Origin of the sequence: Parafrankia sp. FMc2 (genome assembly GCF_041008525.1) — a bacterium.
Classification (GTDB): domain Bacteria; phylum Actinomycetota; class Actinomycetes; order Frankiales; family Frankiaceae; genus Parafrankia.
The window spans coordinates 42279-56885 of record NZ_JBFLUG010000005.1 but is presented as its reverse complement, the minus strand read 5'-3'; the positions used below and the strand labels follow the sequence as shown (position 1 = coordinate 56885).

Here is a 14607-nt window from a genome sequence, read left to right as displayed (position 1 = left end):
TGATTCCGGCGAGAACGCCGGCGCCGACCAGCAGCAGGACCTCTGCCGCGCTCAGCGACCCACCGAACCTGCCGGGCCCACCGAACCTGCTGCGTCCGCCGCGCCGACGGTGCGCAGTGCGATGTCGACGTAGCGGGCGGCGATCTGCGCGGGTGTGAGCTCGCCGGACGGCTTGTACCAGCCCGCGACGGCCTGGCACATGCCCAGCAACGCCCGAGCGGTGTCCCGCGGGCTGGCGACTGCCATCTGGCCGCTGGCGGCGCCGTCCTCCACGATGTCCAGCAGCAGGCTCTCCAGTCGCTTGCGCAGCGCCGCGTAGCGACGGCGGTTCGGCGGCTCCAGGTAGCGCAGCTCGGTGTCGAGGTAGGCCAGGTCGAAGCGGTTCGACATGAACAGGACGACCGCCTCGACCAGCCGGGTCAGCCGGGGCACCGGGCCGTCGTCGGCCTCGGCGACGGCGGCACAGGCGCGCCCGTGCACCTCGGCGATCGTGATCTCAAGGAGCGCGACGAGGATGCCCTGCTTGTTCTCGTAGTGGTAGTACAGCGCGGGCACCGTCACCCCGGCCCGCCGGGCGATGTCGCGGACGGTGGTGCCGTGGTAGCCGTGCTCGTGAAAGGCGGCCAGCGCGCCGGTGAGAATGGGGTGCAGGTCGAGCGGGTCATAGCTGCGCCAGTCCGTCGGGACCAGGCCCACGAGCTCGGCACCCGCGGCCTCGGCCGCACCGAGGCCCGCCCGGGTCTGCCCGGCAGCCCGCCCAGGCCCCGGCCCCGTGAGCTCCGGTTTCGCGGTGAGCTCCGGATTCGCGCTCAGGCCCGCCCCCATACTGTGATCTTCCGCCGTCAGGCGTACCGGTACGACCGGGCGGCCCAGGGCCGACCAGCCCCGCCCGGCGGCGCAGGCAGGGGAGTCGGGGTGTGTGGTCCTGGGCGTGGGTTCACGGTGCGGCGGACCATTCGGTCAGGACGGCGTCGGCGTCGCTGAAGGCCGCGGGGCCGGGCAGCGGCGTGTCGCTGCGGGAGAACCGCGGTGCCGGAGCGGCCTGCGGCACCCCGTCGGCGTCGACGATCGCGCCCCGGGCGGCCAGGTGCGGGTGCTCGCCGGCCTCGGAGAGGGTGAGAACCGGGGTGACGCAGGCGTCGGTTCCGTCGAACAACGCCGCCCACTCGTCGCGGGTGCGTGCGGCGAACGCGGCGGTGAAGGCCTCCCGCAGCACCGGCCAGCCGGCCGGGTCGAACTGGTCGGGCAGGTCCGCCTCGGCCAGGCCCAGGCCTTTCAGGAGCTGGGCGTAGAACTGCGGCTCCAGCGGACCCACGGCCACATGGCGGCCGTCGGAGCAGGTGTAGGTGTCGTAGAACGGCCGGCTGCCGTCGAGCAGGTTGGTGCCGCGTTCGTCGGTCCAGGGGCCGTAGCCGTGCCAGTCACCCATGCCGCGCCAGGCGAACATCATCTGCAGCAGGACACTGGTGCCGTCCACGATCGCCGCGTCGATGACCTGGCCCTGGCCGGACCGCTCCCGCTCCAGCAGCGCGGAGAGGATCCCCACCAGCAGGAACATCGAGCCGCCGCCGTAGTCGCCGACGAGGTTCAGCGGCGGGGGCGGTCGCTCGTCCGCGCTGCCCATGGCGTGCAGCGCGCCGGTCAGCGAGATGTAGTTGATGTCGTGCCCGGCGCGGCGGGCCAGCGGGCCCGTCTGGCCCCATCCGGTCATCCGGGCGTAGACCAGACGGGGGTTGCGGGCCAGGCACTCGTCGGGGCCGAGGCCGAGCCGCTCGGCGACCCCGGGCCGGTATCCCTCGATGAGGACGTCGGCCCGCGCGATCAGGTCCAGGGCCCGGGCGAGTCCGTCCGGGTCGCGCAGGTCGACCTCCAGCAGGCGCCGGCCGCGCAGCAGCCAGTCGTCCGGCCCGTCGCCGAGCTTCGGTCGCTGGATCCGCACGACGTCCGCGCCGAGGTCGGCGAGGATCATCGCTCCGTGCGGGCCGGGGCCGATGCCCGCGAGCTCGACGACACGCAGCCCGCTGAGCGGACCGGTCACACTGTCCTCCCTGTCCAGCACTGCTTGATGGTTCAGCGCTGTTCGACGGTTCGGCGACGTGCTCTGGTTCAGTGCCGCTCGATGGGTCAGAGCCGCTCGATGGGTCAGAGCCGTTCGATGATGGTGGCGTTGGCCATGCCGCCGCCCTCGCACATCGTCTGCAGACCGAAGCGCCCGCCGGTGGCCTCGAGGTGGTTGAGGAGCGTGGCCATCAGCTTCACCCCGGAACCCCCGAGCGGGTGGCCGAGCGCGATCGCGCCACCGCGCGGGTTGAGCTTCGCCGGGTCGGCGTCCAGCTCCTTCGCCCAGAACAGCGGCACGGACGCGAACGCCTCGTTGACCTCGTAGGCGTCGATGTCGTCGATCGTCAGGCCGGTACGCGCGAGGATCTTGCGCGTGGCCGGCGCCGGGGCGGTCAGCATGTACAGCGGGTCGTCGCCGGCCAGGGAGAAGGCGTGGAAACGGGCCCGCGGACGCAGCCCCAGCTGCGAGGCCTTCGACTCGCTCATGATCAGCGCGGCGGACGCCCCGTCGGTCAGCGGCGAGGAGTTGCCCGGGGTGATGTGCCAGCCGATCTGCGGGAACCGCTGCGCGAACTCCTCGGTGTGGAAGGACGGCTTCAGCCCGGCCAGGCCCTCCGGCGTGGTCGACGGGCGGACGGTCTCGTCGGTGGTGTGGACGATCGTGCTGCCGTCCGGCGCCAGGACCTCGATCGGGATGATCTCGTTGTCGAAGCCACCCGCCGCCGCGGTCGCCGCCGCGCGCTGGTGCGACCGGGCGGAGAACTCGTCGAGCTCCTCGCGGCTCAGCTTCCACTTCGCCGCGATCAGCTCGGCACCGACACCCTGGTTGGCCAGGCCCTCGGGGTAGCGGGCGCGGACACCCGGCCCGGTAGCGTCCCGCCCGACCGCGGCGAACCGCATCGGTACCCGGCTCATCGACTCGACGCCGCAGGCGATCGCCACGTCGTAGGCGCCGGCGATCACGCCCTGGGCGGCGAAGTGCATCGCCTGCTGGCTCGATCCGCACTGCCGGTCGACGGTCGTCCCCGGCACGGACTCCGGGTAGCCGGCGGAGAGCACGGCGTTGCGGGCGATGTTCGCGGTCTGCTCACCCGCCTGGCTGACACATCCGGCGATCACGTCGTCGATGATCGCCGGGTCGAAGTCGTTGCGGCTGACGAGAGCCTTCAGCGTCGCCGCGAGGAGCTCCACGGGGTGCGTCTCGGACAGCGCACCGCCCGGCTTGCCTCGACCGGACGCGGTACGCACGACGTCGACGATGACTGCGTTCTCCATGGCACTCCCTCACCGGACGCCAACACCGAACTTTTCTAGCGCTCGCTCAGCAGAAACGTATGAGCGGCCCGTCGCAGGGTCAAGAAATGCCACCGGGGCCGTGGACGTCCCCTCTGGGCGGCCTGTCAGGGTGCCCCCGGCGCCCCCGGCGCCCCCGGCACGGCCGGCTCCTCCCGGGCGGGCGCGTCGTCGTTGCCGCGCCGCAGGACCCGCAGGCCACGGCCGTCGGGCCGCCAGAGCTCCAGCACCATCTCCTCGCCCTCGACCCGCACCCGGACGGCCTCGGTGAGCTCGACGCGGAAAAGGTCGAACGGTGTCGGAGGATCCACGTCCTCGACGAACCGGCGCCGGACGTCCGGATCGTCGACCAGCAGGGCGCGGCCGGCGACCCGTGCGTCGCCGCCGTGCATGTCGGTGCCCGGACCGGGATTCGCGTGCAGCGCGAACCGCGGGTCACGGATCAGGTCGGCCGACTTCCGCGCGCCGGGCATGCCGCCGAGCCAGAGCTCGCCCAGGGAGAAGATCGCCTCGATGCCGCTTGCCCGCGGTGAGCCGTCAGCCCGCACGGTCGCGAGGATGTGGTGGCGGAAGGCGGCGAACCGCTCGCCCAGACCGCGGGCGAAGGCCGGCTCGGCCGCCTCGAACGCGCTCCAGGATGTCGGGGTCGCAGATGTCGGGGGCGCAGTGTTCCCGGTCGTCGTCATGGGCCCAGCCTCGCGGCTGACCCTGACATCTTCCGTCAGGGTCAGCGGCTACGTTCGCCAGGTGCGCTCCAGCCGCCTGATGGCACTCCTGCTCCATCTGCAGGCCCACGGCGGGGCGACAGCCACCGACCTCGCCGCCCGGTTCGAGGTGTCCGTCCGCACGGTGCGGCGTGACGTCGCCGCCCTGGCCGCGGCCGGGGTGCCGGTGTGGTCGGAGCCAGGGCCGCGCGGCGGGATCCGGCTCGTCGACGGATGGCGCACCCGGCTGGACGGCCTGACCGGCGACGAGGCGTCCGCGCTGCTGCTCGCCGGCGCCGGCGGTGACGCCCTGGCCGGGCTGGGCCTCGACGCGGTCGCCGCGGCCGCCCAGAGCAAGGTGCTGGCCACCCTCCCGCCGGAGCTGCGGTCCCGGGCGGGGCGGGTCCAGGAGCGGTTCCACCTCGACGCCCCCGGCTGGTTCACCGGTGCGGACGAGGCGCCGTGGCTGGCGGTGGTCGCGGGCGCTGTCTGGTCCGGGCACCGGCTGGACCTCCGGTACGGACGGCCCGACCGGGTGGTGCAGCGTCGGGTCGACCCGCTCGGTCTCGTCCTCAAGGCGGGTGTCTGGTACCTCGTCGCCCGCCACGGCGACGACATCCGCAGCTACCGGGTCGCCCGGATCAGCGCGGCCAGCGCCGGCGGGGGGCCGTCCGACCGCTTCACCCGGCCCGATGGCTTTCACCTGGCGCGCTGGTGGGCGGCGTCGAACGAGGATTTCGCCCGCTCGCTGCTGCGCTGGCCGGCGCGGCTGGCGCTGTCACCGCGCGGGATGCGGATCCTCCCGCAGGTGCTCGAGCCGCTGGCCGCCCGGCGGGCGCTGGCGGCGGCCGGCGAGCCGGACGCCGACGGCTGGCGTGAGGCGGAGGTCTGGTTCGAAGGGCCGCAGGTCGCCGAGTCCCAGCTCTGGGCATTCGGCCCCCATGTCCGGGTGCTCGCCCCGGATTCCCTGCGGGCCGCCCTCGCCGGCGCGGCCCGTCGGACCGCGGCCCTGAACGCGCCGGACGACTGAATTTCCGCGCCCGCCGGAAGGCGGCGACAATGGCGTCACCCGTGCCCACGGAACCGGTGGGCATTGCACCCGTCCGGGGGCTCGGTCGAGACGAGGGGCTTCAGATCTTCGCAATCCTGCCGGTGACGCGCGCGCCGCGGTCAGGCAGGTCGGACGAACGGGGCGTTCGCGATCTGCCGCGGGATGGTGAGCAGGCGGCCCGGGGCCCGCTCGTCCGGGCGGCGCCAGTAGCCGCCGTCCGCGCAGAGGCCCGCGTCCCCGGGGGGCAGGCAGTGCCCGCTGTCCCGGTGGGCGTCGAAGCCGGCGCACCCGACGAAGGTCTCATGGCAGGTTGGGCAGTGCGCCGCGGTGAGCGCCGTCCAACGTACATCGCAGCGACCGCATCCGATGAGCGTCGGGCGGTCATAGTCGATGTCGCGGCCGGGCAAGAGCCGCCCCCCCTCGTTGTTCACGGACGAATCCGCGTTCCGACGGACCGGTCGCCGTCGAGCCGATTCTTTACGCCTGCTGCCAGGTCCGGGCCGTATATGCGGCATCGACCGTAACGATTTCACTGGCCGGTCCACCATACGGGGCGCCTGGGAGGGCACCTTTCCGTAGCTGTTTCGCGCATGGTGCGTATGGGCGAACTGTACGTGTGTGACCGGCGCTCCGCCGATGCCGGGGCCGGCGGAGCGCGCGGCGCCGCCGGTGGGGTCAGCGGGCGCGCAGCGCCGGCAACGGGGAGAGGCCGCCGGGCGACGGCGGCCGGACGGGGTTCCAGCCGGGCTCGGAGTAGGACTCGGCCCGCTGCCAGCAGGCGAGGACGGCCTGGTCCAGCGGGTCCAGCCCGGTGGGGAGATCAGCGAGCGGCCGCCAGTGCTCCCGGGCGCCGTCCGCGGGCCTCTCGGCCGGCCGCGGCGGGACGCCCGCTGGCGGAAGGACGCACGTCGGCGGCAGGAAGTACAGCGAGACCTGCTCGCCGCCGCCGAGCTGGTGATGCGCCGCATGCGCCAGCATCAGCTCCGACTCGTTCGCCCTGATCCCGGCCACCTCGGCGGCCAGCCGCAGCGCCGTCTCGCGGGCCGGTTCCCCCAGCCGCAGCGACGCGCCGGGCAGCCGCCAGGCCTGCGCGGGCCGCTCCGGCGGGCCGGTGCGGCCGGTGCGGCCGGGAGTGCGGGGATACCCGGCCGTGGCCGGGGCTCCAGTGCCGGTCGGGGCCCGGTCGCCGGGCCGGGTACCAGCACCGCTCCGGGGCCCGGGCTCGCCGGTGGTGAGCAGTACGGCGTCCTCCCGGATGATGATCAGGCGCAGGTCGACGGGGAGGCAGTGCGAGCGAGACGGATACAAGGCCACCTACCGGCGGGGCCCGGGCCGTGCGGCAGCACGGTGGGCCGGGTGGCGATCAGGGGACAACGCTTCCTCCAGGTCGATGGGCGCCGTCACGGTTCGGTCCGACGACAGATCATCACGGGTTCGCCGTGCACGTGCAAGCGCACGGTCGCGCCGCCGTGAGTGGTGCGGCTGTCGCCGGGGGTGCCGGAAGGCCCGAGGAAACGGTCCCTGTGGTCCCTGTCTCGGTAGGCCGGGGGCGGCGGTGATGACCAGCGACTCCACCGTCCGCCGGGAGCCGGGTCCTGTCCGCGGGCGCGTCGGAGTGGCCGCGGGAGTGCCGCGGGTCGCCGCGGAGTGCGGTGATCGCGCTCTGATGTTCGATAGCGTCTGGACCATGGACCCGTGGCCCGAGCGTGCGGGCGGTGATCATCGTGGTGGCGGCGGCGCCGGCCCTGCAGCCGGTTCCGGAGCCGCCTCTGGCGCCGCCGCGGCCGGGCTCGGTGCGGCCTCCGGTGGCGGGCCGCCGGAGCCGCGGAGCAGTTCACCGTCCGCGGAGCTTCTGGACGGACAAGAGGACAGGGGGATGATCGAGAGTGCGAAGCTCCTGGACGTCCCGGATCTGCTCGGCGACGTCGCCGCGCCCCGGCCCGGGCGTCTCGAACTGGACGAGCTGATGGCGCAGCTGGTCGAGCGCGCCCACGAGGTGATGACCACACAGGGCCGGCTGAGGGGCCTGCTGCGGGCGCATCGTGCGGTGGCCGCCGACCTGAGCCTGGAGGTCGTGCTGCGGCGGATCGCCGAAGCCGCCTGCGAGCTTGTCGACGCGCGCTACGGTGCCCTCGGTGTGATCGCCCGGGACGGCCGGCTGGAACAGTTCATCCACGTCGGCATGGACGCCGACCTGGTCCGCGACATCGGTCACCTGCCCCGGGGCGACGGCGTGCTCGGGCTGCTGACCGCCGAGCCCCGGCCCGTGCGGCTCGACGACATCGCCGCACACGGCCACGCTGTCGGCTTCCCGTCGGGGCATCCGCCGATGCGCACCTTCCTCGGCGTCCCGATCAAGGTGCGCAGCGAGGTCTTCGGCAACCTCTACCTGACCGAGAAGCGTGGTGGGCGCCTGTTCACCGCGCAGGACGAGGAGCTGGTGCTGGCCCTGGCCGCCAGTGCCGGGGTGGCGATCGAGAACGCCCGCCTGTTCGGTGCCGCGCAGCGCCGGCAGCAGTGGCTGCAGGCGTCCGCGGACATCATGCGCCACCTGCTGGCGGACGGCGCCGAGCCGCTCTCCCTCATCGTCACCCGGGCCCGCGAGGTCGCGGACGCCGAACTGGCCTGCGTCCTGCTGGCGGACGAGGTCACCGGGGAGCTCCTGGTGGACGCCGCCGCCGCCACCGACACCGCGGTCGCCGACGCCCTGATCGGCACCGCCGTCCCGTTCGCCGGGACCCTCGCCGGCCGGGCGGTCGCCCAGGGGCGGCCGCTGCTCGTCGACGACGCGGCGACCGAGGCAGGCACCTCGGGCGTCGGCCAGGCCGCCACCGGCCCGCTCATGGTCATCCCGCTGGTGGGGGCGCAGGCTCGGACCGGCGCGGTGGTACTGGCCCGAGGGCCGGGCAGCCGGCCGTTCGCGGACAGCGACCTCGACATGGCGGCGACGTTCGCCGGGCACGTCCAGGTCGCTCTCAACCTGGCCACCTCCCGCGCCACCCGCGACCGGCTACTCGTCCTCGAGGACCGCGACCGCATCGCCCGTGACCTGCACGACCACGTCATGCAACGCCTCTACGCGGTCGCGCTCGGCCTGCAGGGCATGGCCGCGGCGGAGGACCGCCCGCAGTCGGCCGGGCGGCTCACCACCTACGTCGACGACCTCGACGCGACGATCCGGGAGATCCGCTCGACGGTGTTCGAGCTGCGCGGGCGGCGGACCGCCGGGGGCCCGGGCGTCCGTTCCCGCCTCGTCGAGATCGTCGAGGAGGTCGGCGAGGCGCTCGGGTTCAGCCCGCGGTTGCGGATCGACGGACCGCTCGACACCCTTCTCGAGGGCGGTGTCGTCGACCATCTCCTCGCCGTCGTGCGGGAGAGCCTGTCCAACGTCGCCCGGCACGCGCGGGCCAGCGCGGTCGAGCTGTCGGTGTCGGTCCGGGACGGCCGGCTCCACGTCGAGGTCACCGACGACGGGGTGGGCCTGGGCGGCACCGGTCGACGCAGCGGCCTGCAGAACCTGCGCAGCCGGGCCGAGGAGCTCGGCGGGACGTTCGACATCGCCCCGGGGCCGGCCGGTGGGACCTGCCTGCGCTGGTCGGTTCCCCTGAGCTGACCGGGCCGGACGACCGCTCTCCGGGGTCCGAAAGGCCCCCCGAGCCGTGCCTGGGAGAGGCCTCCGGCGGGACGTCGGAGCGCCACGATAAGTACCTGGCGCCAGGCGTGCACGGGGAGGTGCGATGCCGGTCGAGCAGGTGACTGCGACGTCCGTTCCGGCGGATCTGTGGTTCCGGCCGCGCAGCGCGGGGCGGGTCATCGAGACCGGTACCGCGCTGCTCTACCTGGACGCCGATCGCGTCCTCAAGCGGCACCGGCCCGCCGGCCCGCCCGGCGTTCCCGCCGCGGCGGGGGCTGCCGGCGCAGCGGTAGCCGAGGCAGCGGAGGCGCCGGCGTTCCACGGCCGGCTGGCGCGGCTGGCTGCCTGCCGGGCCGAGGTGCGGCTGAACCAGCCGCTCGCACCGGGCGTCTACGCAGGCGTGGCGGACGTCGTCGACAGCAGAGGCGCCCTGTGCGACCACGCGGTGGTCATGCGGCGCCTGCCGGCCGGCCGGCAGCTGACCGCGCTGGTCCGCGCCGGTGCGCCGCTGAACGAGCAGCTGCGGCACGTCGCCCGCGCCATCGCCTCGTTCCACGAGCGGTGCGCCCCGGCCGTCATCACCTCGGCCAGCATCACCTCGGCCACGATCTGCGCGGCCAATGTCAGCCCCGGCATCGCCGCCCTCCCGCTCCCGGCCGTTGCGGGCGGCCCGAACGTGGTCGGGGTGTCGGCCGCGGCGAGGGGGCCGGGGGAGAGCGGAGCGGAGCGGCAGTGGCGGGAGGCGCTCGCCGCCGCACAGGCCCTGCGCGGCACCGTCCTCGACGCCGACCTGGTCGACGAGATCGGCCGGCTCGCCCAGGCCTACCTGGCCGGCCGGCGCGGGCTGCTGGCCCGCCGTGATCATGGCGGATGGATCCGTGACGGTCACGGTGCCCTGCGGGCCGACACCGTCTACTGCCTCGATGACGGCCCGCGCATCCTGGGCCGTCCCGTCCGCGGCCGGCGCGCGGGGGACGTCCTGGCCGACATCGCCCTGCTCGCGGTGGACCTGGAGCGCCTCGGTGCTCCCGAGGACGCCGACACCCTCCTGCGCCGGTACCGCGAGTACTCCGGGGCGGCCCACCCCCGCTCGCTGGAGCATCTCCACCTGGCGTGTCGTGCCCTGCAGGAGGCGGCGGCGACATACGCGGGCGACCCGCACCAGGGGGAGCAGGCACGGCGGCTCGCCGACATCGCCTACCGGCATCTGCGCCGGGCCCGGGTGCGGCTGGTCCTGGTCGGTGGCCTGCCCGGCACCGGGAAGACGACGCTGGCCGGCCGGCTCGCCGCCGGTGACGAGGGCCGGGTGCTGCTGCGCTCCGACCTGGTGCGGGCAGGGCTGACTCTCGACGGCCCGGACGACGCCACGGAGTCGTACGTCTGGCCGCTGGCGTCGGAGACCACGGCGCGGACCTACGAGCAGCTGCTGGCCCAGGCCCGCCGCGCGCTGGACGACGGCGAGACGGTGGTCATCGATGCCTCCTGGTCGGACGGGCGCCACCGGGCGGCGGCCGCCCGCCTCGCGCGGGACACCTCCGCGGAGCTGATCGAGCTGCGGTGCGTCACCTCGCCCGAGGTGGCGGCGGCGCGTCTGGTGCGCCGCGACGCGGCCGGTCGCCCGGGGGCGACCCCGTCGGACCAGGCCGGCGCGACGGCCGCCGTCCACCGGGCGATGAGTTCCTGGGCCGAGCCGTGGCCGACCGCGCGGGTGATCCAGACGACGGTGCCGGAGGGCGAGGCGTTCCACGCCGCCGAGCGCTGCGTCGTCTGAGTGCCACCGCCGGCGCGTGGGCGTGGGCGGGTCCGTTGCCGCGCCGAGGAGGACCTGCCGCGCCGAGGAGAGCTCAGGAGTGGTGGCGGGTCACGTAGACGGCTGCCTGGGTGCGGCTGGTCAGGCCCAGCTTGTCCAGGATGGACGAGACGTAGTTCTTGACCGTCTTCTCGGAGAGCTGGACCCGCCCGGCGATCTGCCGGTTGGTCAGCCCCTCGGCGATCAGCAGGAGGATCTCCTGCTCCCGCCCGCCAAGAGCGTTCTGGGCCCGGTCGGCCCCGGAGCCCTCGCGCAGGCGGCGCAGCACCCGGTCGGTGACGGCGGGGTCCAGAAGCGAGCGCCCGGCGGCCACGGTGCGGATCGCCCCCACCAGATCCGTGCCCCGGATCTGCTTGAGCAGGTAGCCCGCGGCCCCGGCCATGATCGACGCGAAGAGCGCGTCGTCGTCGTCGAACGAGGTGAGGATCAGGCAGCCGACCTCCGGGCAGGCCGCGCGGATGTCCCGGCAGACGTCGATGCCGCTGCCGTCCTCCAGCCGGGCGTCGAGCACGGCGACGTCCGGACGCAGGCGCGGCACCAGGCACACCGCCTCCGCGCAGGTCGACGCCTCGCCGACCACCTCGATCCCGCCGGCGTCGGCGAGGACCTCGCGTATCCCCCGACGCACGATCTCGTGATCGTCGAGGAGGAAGACACGGACCGTTTCCACTCCGGCAACGATAACCGCCGCGCATCGGCCCCGTGCTGGTGAAACGATGGCCGCCAGCAGCAGGGGGTGCCGATCGGTGCGTGCGCGCCCGCGCGCCGGCGGAGGAGGATCCGGCGGGCTCCGGGGTGGGGACCGGCCCGGGGGCATGCCGGCCGGAGCACCCGGCGAGGGGACTGACGGACAGGAGAGGGCCCATGGTCGACACCGCCGTACGCCTCACGGAGCAGGATGCCCGCGCGATCGTCGAACTGGCCGCGCTCGCGCCGTCCATCCACAACACCCAGCCCTGGCGGTGGCGGCTGGACGGCGCCGGCCTGCACCTCTTCGCCGATCCCGAACGGCTGCTGCGGGTGGCCGACCACGAGGGGCGCCAGCTGCTGATCAGCTGCGGCGCGGCGCTGGCCTTCGCCCGCTTCGCGGTGCGGTCCCGCGGCCTGGTGCCCGAGGTGGCGTACGGGCCGCTCGAGGAGACCGGCCCGCCGACAGCCCGCGACCCGCTCGCCACGATCACGGTGACCGGCCGCCAGCCGGCGACCGCCGCCGAGACGGAACTGGCGCGGGCCATCGCCGTGCGGCACACCGACCGGCGCCCGTTCCTGGCGGGGGAACGCGGGCGGCTCGGCCCTGACGACGTCTCCGCGCTGCGCCGTGCCGCCGAGACCGAGGCGGCCTGGGCCTGGTTCGTCGAGGACACGGACTCGCGGATCACGGCGTCGGTCCTGCTCTCCCGCGCCGACTGACAGGAGACCCACGACCCCGCCTACGCGGAGGAGCTGCGGCGGTGGCGCCGCGACTCACCCACCGCGGCGGACGGCCTGCCCACCGAGGTGGTCGGGGGTGTGGCGGAGTCCCGCCAGTCGGAGTTCGTGCTGCGCGACTTCGACGTGGCCCGCGGCGAGACCTCCTCGGTGGCTCCCTCCCGTGGCACGCCAGCCGGCGGGGGAGCGGCGTCGGCCCCGGCCCCGGCCCCGGCCCCGGAGCCGGAGCCGGTCGAGCATCCGGTGCTCCTGGCCCTCGGCACCGACAGCGACCGGCCCGTCGACCGGCTGCTCGGCGGGGCCGCCACCGGCAGGGTGCTCCTCACCGCGACCGAACGGGGCCTGGCGGCCTCGCCGCTCGGCCAGGTCCTGGACCTCCCCGTGCTCCGCGAGCAGCTGCGTGCGTCCTTCGGCCTCGCCGGGCACGTGCAGATGCTGCTGCGGGTGGGCCGCCCCGATCCGGACCTGCCGCCGCGGCCCGCCACCCCGCGCCGCCCCGTCGACGAGATCCTGGACGTCGCCTGAGCAGGGGCGCGCGGGCCAGGATGGCTCCATGGACGTGACTGTTGTCGACAACGCCGCCGCCCGCAGGTTCGAGGCCCGCACCCCGACCGGGGAGGTGGCGGGCTTCGCCGCCTACACCCGCTCGGACCGGGCGGTGACCTTCACTCACACCGTGGTCGAACCGGCCTTCGAAGGGGCCGGGGTCGGCTCCGCGCTGGCCGCCACCGCGCTGGCCGCGGTGCGCGCCGAGGGCCTCGCGGTCATCCCGCAGTGCCCGTTCATCCGCGCTTACATCGAGCGCCATCCCGAGTACGCGGATCTCGTGCAGCACTGACCGGGGCCGTGGGCTCCGCGTCGCGGGCCAGGGCCCGGCCCGGGTGACCACCCGACGCCAGGCGACTGCCGCGGCCCGGCGGCCCGCGACGAAGACCGCGGGCCAGCGGCGCGCCGGCCAGCCCGAGCGCGGCGAGCGCAACCCCGAGGGAGTTCGTCCCGGCGAGCAGTACCCGCTCCGCCGGCGAGCGCTCCGCCATGCCGCCCGCGTCTCCCTGATCCGGGGCGACGTGGCCGGTGGGCGTGCTCGGCGTGTCCACTCTGTGGGCCGCGGACGTCGGTGGCGGCGCCGGATCACGGGCAGTGGAACCGGGGACGCCGGCGGAAGGGGCGGGGCCTCCCACGCCGGTCGCGCCTGCGGCACCGGCGGATTCACGGCTGTCCGGCTCCAGAGGCCTGTCGCGGGGGCCCGGCAGCGGCCCGGCAGCCTGCCCGGACCCGGGCCCGAACGGGGGCGCGGGGCTGCTGGGCGTCGGCTGGCTGGCCGGCCCTGGGCGCGCGCCGGTCGGCGGGTCGTCCGCGCGGCTGGGGAGGCCGGCCAGATCCGGCGGTTCACGGTCGGGTTCCAGATCGATGTGAAACGGATCGATGTCCACCTCGATGTCGATGTCCCCGACCAGGTCCTCGGTGCCGAGCCCGACGACCAGCGCGTCCGACGCGCTGGTCGAGGCCGCCGTGCTGCCGGAGGACCTGGGCTCGGACGTCCCGGCCGCTGACGCGGACACCGCCGGGGCGACAAGGACGGACGTCATCGCCGACGTCAGCATGGCCGAGGCGAGCGTTACCCGCACCTGTGATCCTTTCGGCTCCGCCGCGCCGGCGGCGGACTGCCGCGGGTCAGTGGCGGTGACCGGTCGGCTCCGCGGGAGCGCGGAGCCGGGTGACTGGGACGGCAGTCTGCGACTCCCCGTGCCCGCGGGCAACGCTCCACGCCGCCGCCACCCGCCCCCACCGGCCCCCACCGCCGGCGGCTCCACGGAGCCACCGGCGGTGACGGGAGGCCGCCTCAGGCGGAAACGGCCAGGCCGGCGTGCATCTCCCAGACCAGCACCTCGGCCGGCTCGACGGCGGTGACCCGCTGGCCGCCGACCGCGGTGAACCGCACCGCGTCCCCCTCCCGCAGGGGGCCGGCCCCTTCCAGCACGACGTCGCCGCGGGCGACGAACAGGTGCAGGTAAGGCGCGTCGGGGAGCTCCACGCTCTGCCCCGGCGTGAGCCGGGCGACGTGCAGCGCCGCGTGCCGGTTCCTGATCCGGATGGCGGTGGCGCCGTCGTGCCGGTCCATCCCGGAGGCGACGGTGACGAGTCCGCCGCGGAGCAGCTCGTGGTCGATCTCGAGCTGCTCGTACCCCGGGTCGATGCCCTGCTCGTCGGGGAGAACCCACATCTGGACGAAGTGCACCGGGTCGTCGTGCGGGTCGCCGCCGCCCGCGAGCCGCCAGGAGTCGTTCTTCTCGGAGTGCAGGATGCCCCGCCCGGCACTCATCCGCTGCGCGAGACCCGGATAGATCACCCCGGAGGTCCCGGTCGAGTCCTGGTGGACCAGGGAGCCCTGCAGGACCCAGGTGACGATCTCCATGTCGGTGTGCGGGTGGGTCTCGAAGCCCGTTCCGGCGCGGACGTTGTCGTCGTTGTTGACCAGCAGCAGCCCGTGATGGGTGTTCGACGGGTCGTAGTGATGGCCGAACGAGAACGAGTGCTTGGAGTCGAGCCAGTGCAGCCTCGTCTTCGCCCGGTCGTCCGCACGGCGGATGTCGACCTGCGGCCTCGTTGTCGCGCCGGTCATGGC

15 protein-coding genes are annotated in these 14607 nt (G+C 74.7%); 6 read left to right on the top strand and 9 right to left on the bottom strand.

All coding sequences use genetic code 11. From position 1 onward, the window contains the following. Positions 1-51 precede the first annotated feature (51 nt). The 4 genes from AB1460_RS03465 to AB1460_RS03450 all read right to left on the bottom strand — a co-directional run bounded on the left by AB1460_RS03465 (position 52) and on the right by AB1460_RS03450 (position 4040). Positions 52-825: a TetR/AcrR family transcriptional regulator gene (locus AB1460_RS03465; RefSeq protein WP_368959099.1), complete on the bottom strand. Its 774-nt coding sequence runs from the start codon at positions 823-825 to the stop codon at positions 52-54. A gap of 112 nt (positions 826-937) precedes the next feature. After that, complete coding sequence (locus tag AB1460_RS03460) at positions 938-2038, bottom strand: CaiB/BaiF CoA transferase family protein (RefSeq protein ID WP_368959098.1); 1101 nt, start codon at positions 2036-2038, stop codon at positions 938-940. Positions 2039-2142: 104 nt separating this feature from the next. Further along, positions 2143-3336 (bottom strand): thiolase family protein, encoded by a 1194-nt coding sequence (locus tag AB1460_RS03455; RefSeq protein WP_368959097.1) that lies wholly within the window; start codon positions 3334-3336, stop codon positions 2143-2145. Positions 3337-3461: 125 nt separating this feature from the next. After that, positions 3462-4040, bottom strand: a complete 579-nt coding sequence (locus AB1460_RS03450) for a pyridoxamine 5'-phosphate oxidase family protein (RefSeq protein ID WP_368959096.1) — start codon at positions 4038-4040, stop codon at positions 3462-3464. 61 nt (positions 4041-4101) lie between these two features. Between AB1460_RS03450 and AB1460_RS03445 the strand changes: the two genes are divergently transcribed. After that, the gene (locus AB1460_RS03445) at positions 4102-5088 is read left to right on the top strand and encodes a helix-turn-helix transcriptional regulator (RefSeq protein WP_368959095.1); all 987 of its coding nucleotides are present in this window, start codon (positions 4102-4104) and stop codon (positions 5086-5088) included. A gap of 140 nt (positions 5089-5228) precedes the next feature. Here the strand turns inward: AB1460_RS03445 and AB1460_RS03440 are convergent, their stop codons facing one another. Both AB1460_RS03440 and AB1460_RS03435 read right to left on the bottom strand, forming a co-directional pair. Beyond that, positions 5229-5516, bottom strand: coding sequence for a hypothetical protein (locus AB1460_RS03440; protein ID WP_071082058.1), 288 nt, complete (start codon positions 5514-5516; stop codon positions 5229-5231). A gap of 268 nt (positions 5517-5784) precedes the next feature. Then, positions 5785-6423 (bottom strand): NUDIX hydrolase, encoded by a 639-nt coding sequence (locus AB1460_RS03435; RefSeq protein WP_368959094.1) that lies wholly within the window; start codon positions 6421-6423, stop codon positions 5785-5787. A gap of 562 nt (positions 6424-6985) precedes the next feature. Between AB1460_RS03435 and AB1460_RS03430 the strand changes: the two genes are divergently transcribed. Both AB1460_RS03430 and AB1460_RS03425 read left to right on the top strand, forming a co-directional pair. Next, positions 6986-8722: a GAF domain-containing protein gene (locus tag AB1460_RS03430; protein ID WP_368959093.1), complete on the top strand. Its 1737-nt coding sequence runs from the start codon at positions 6986-6988 to the stop codon at positions 8720-8722. 124 nt (positions 8723-8846) lie between these two features. Then, positions 8847-10514 carry an AAA family ATPase gene (locus AB1460_RS03425; RefSeq protein WP_368959092.1) on the top strand — a complete coding sequence of 556 codons (1668 nt, stop codon included), beginning with the start codon at positions 8847-8849 and terminating at the stop codon, positions 10512-10514. A gap of 73 nt (positions 10515-10587) precedes the next feature. Here AB1460_RS03425 and AB1460_RS03420 read toward each other — a convergent pair whose 3' ends face one another. Next, positions 10588-11223, bottom strand: coding sequence for a response regulator (locus tag AB1460_RS03420; RefSeq protein WP_368959091.1), 636 nt, complete (start codon positions 11221-11223; stop codon positions 10588-10590). 194 nt (positions 11224-11417) lie between these two features. Between AB1460_RS03420 and AB1460_RS03415 the strand changes: the two genes are divergently transcribed. From AB1460_RS03415 to AB1460_RS03405, 3 genes are all read left to right on the top strand, one after another. Next, positions 11418-11963, top strand: coding sequence for a hypothetical protein (locus tag AB1460_RS03415; protein ID WP_368959090.1), 546 nt, complete (start codon positions 11418-11420; stop codon positions 11961-11963). A gap of 99 nt (positions 11964-12062) precedes the next feature. Beyond that, a complete protein-coding gene (locus tag AB1460_RS03410; RefSeq protein WP_368959089.1) occupies positions 12063-12506 on the top strand; it encodes a hypothetical protein in 444 nt (147 codons plus the stop codon). 28 nt (positions 12507-12534) lie between these two features. Further along, on the top strand, positions 12535-12819 hold the full coding sequence (locus AB1460_RS03405; RefSeq protein ID WP_368959088.1) for a GNAT family N-acetyltransferase: 285 nt from the start codon (positions 12535-12537) through the stop codon (positions 12817-12819). Here the strand turns inward: AB1460_RS03405 and AB1460_RS03400 are convergent. Together AB1460_RS03400 and AB1460_RS03395 are read right to left on the bottom strand one after the other, a co-directional pair. Next, positions 12764-13609 carry a hypothetical protein gene (locus tag AB1460_RS03400; RefSeq protein WP_368959087.1) on the bottom strand — a complete coding sequence of 282 codons (846 nt, stop codon included), beginning with the start codon at positions 13607-13609 and terminating at the stop codon, positions 12764-12766. The genes AB1460_RS03405 and AB1460_RS03400 overlap by 56 nt on opposite strands. A gap of 215 nt (positions 13610-13824) precedes the next feature. Continuing rightward, positions 13825-14604 (bottom strand): pirin family protein, encoded by a 780-nt coding sequence (locus AB1460_RS03395; RefSeq protein ID WP_368959086.1) that lies wholly within the window; start codon positions 14602-14604, stop codon positions 13825-13827. Positions 14605-14607 lie beyond the last annotated feature (3 nt).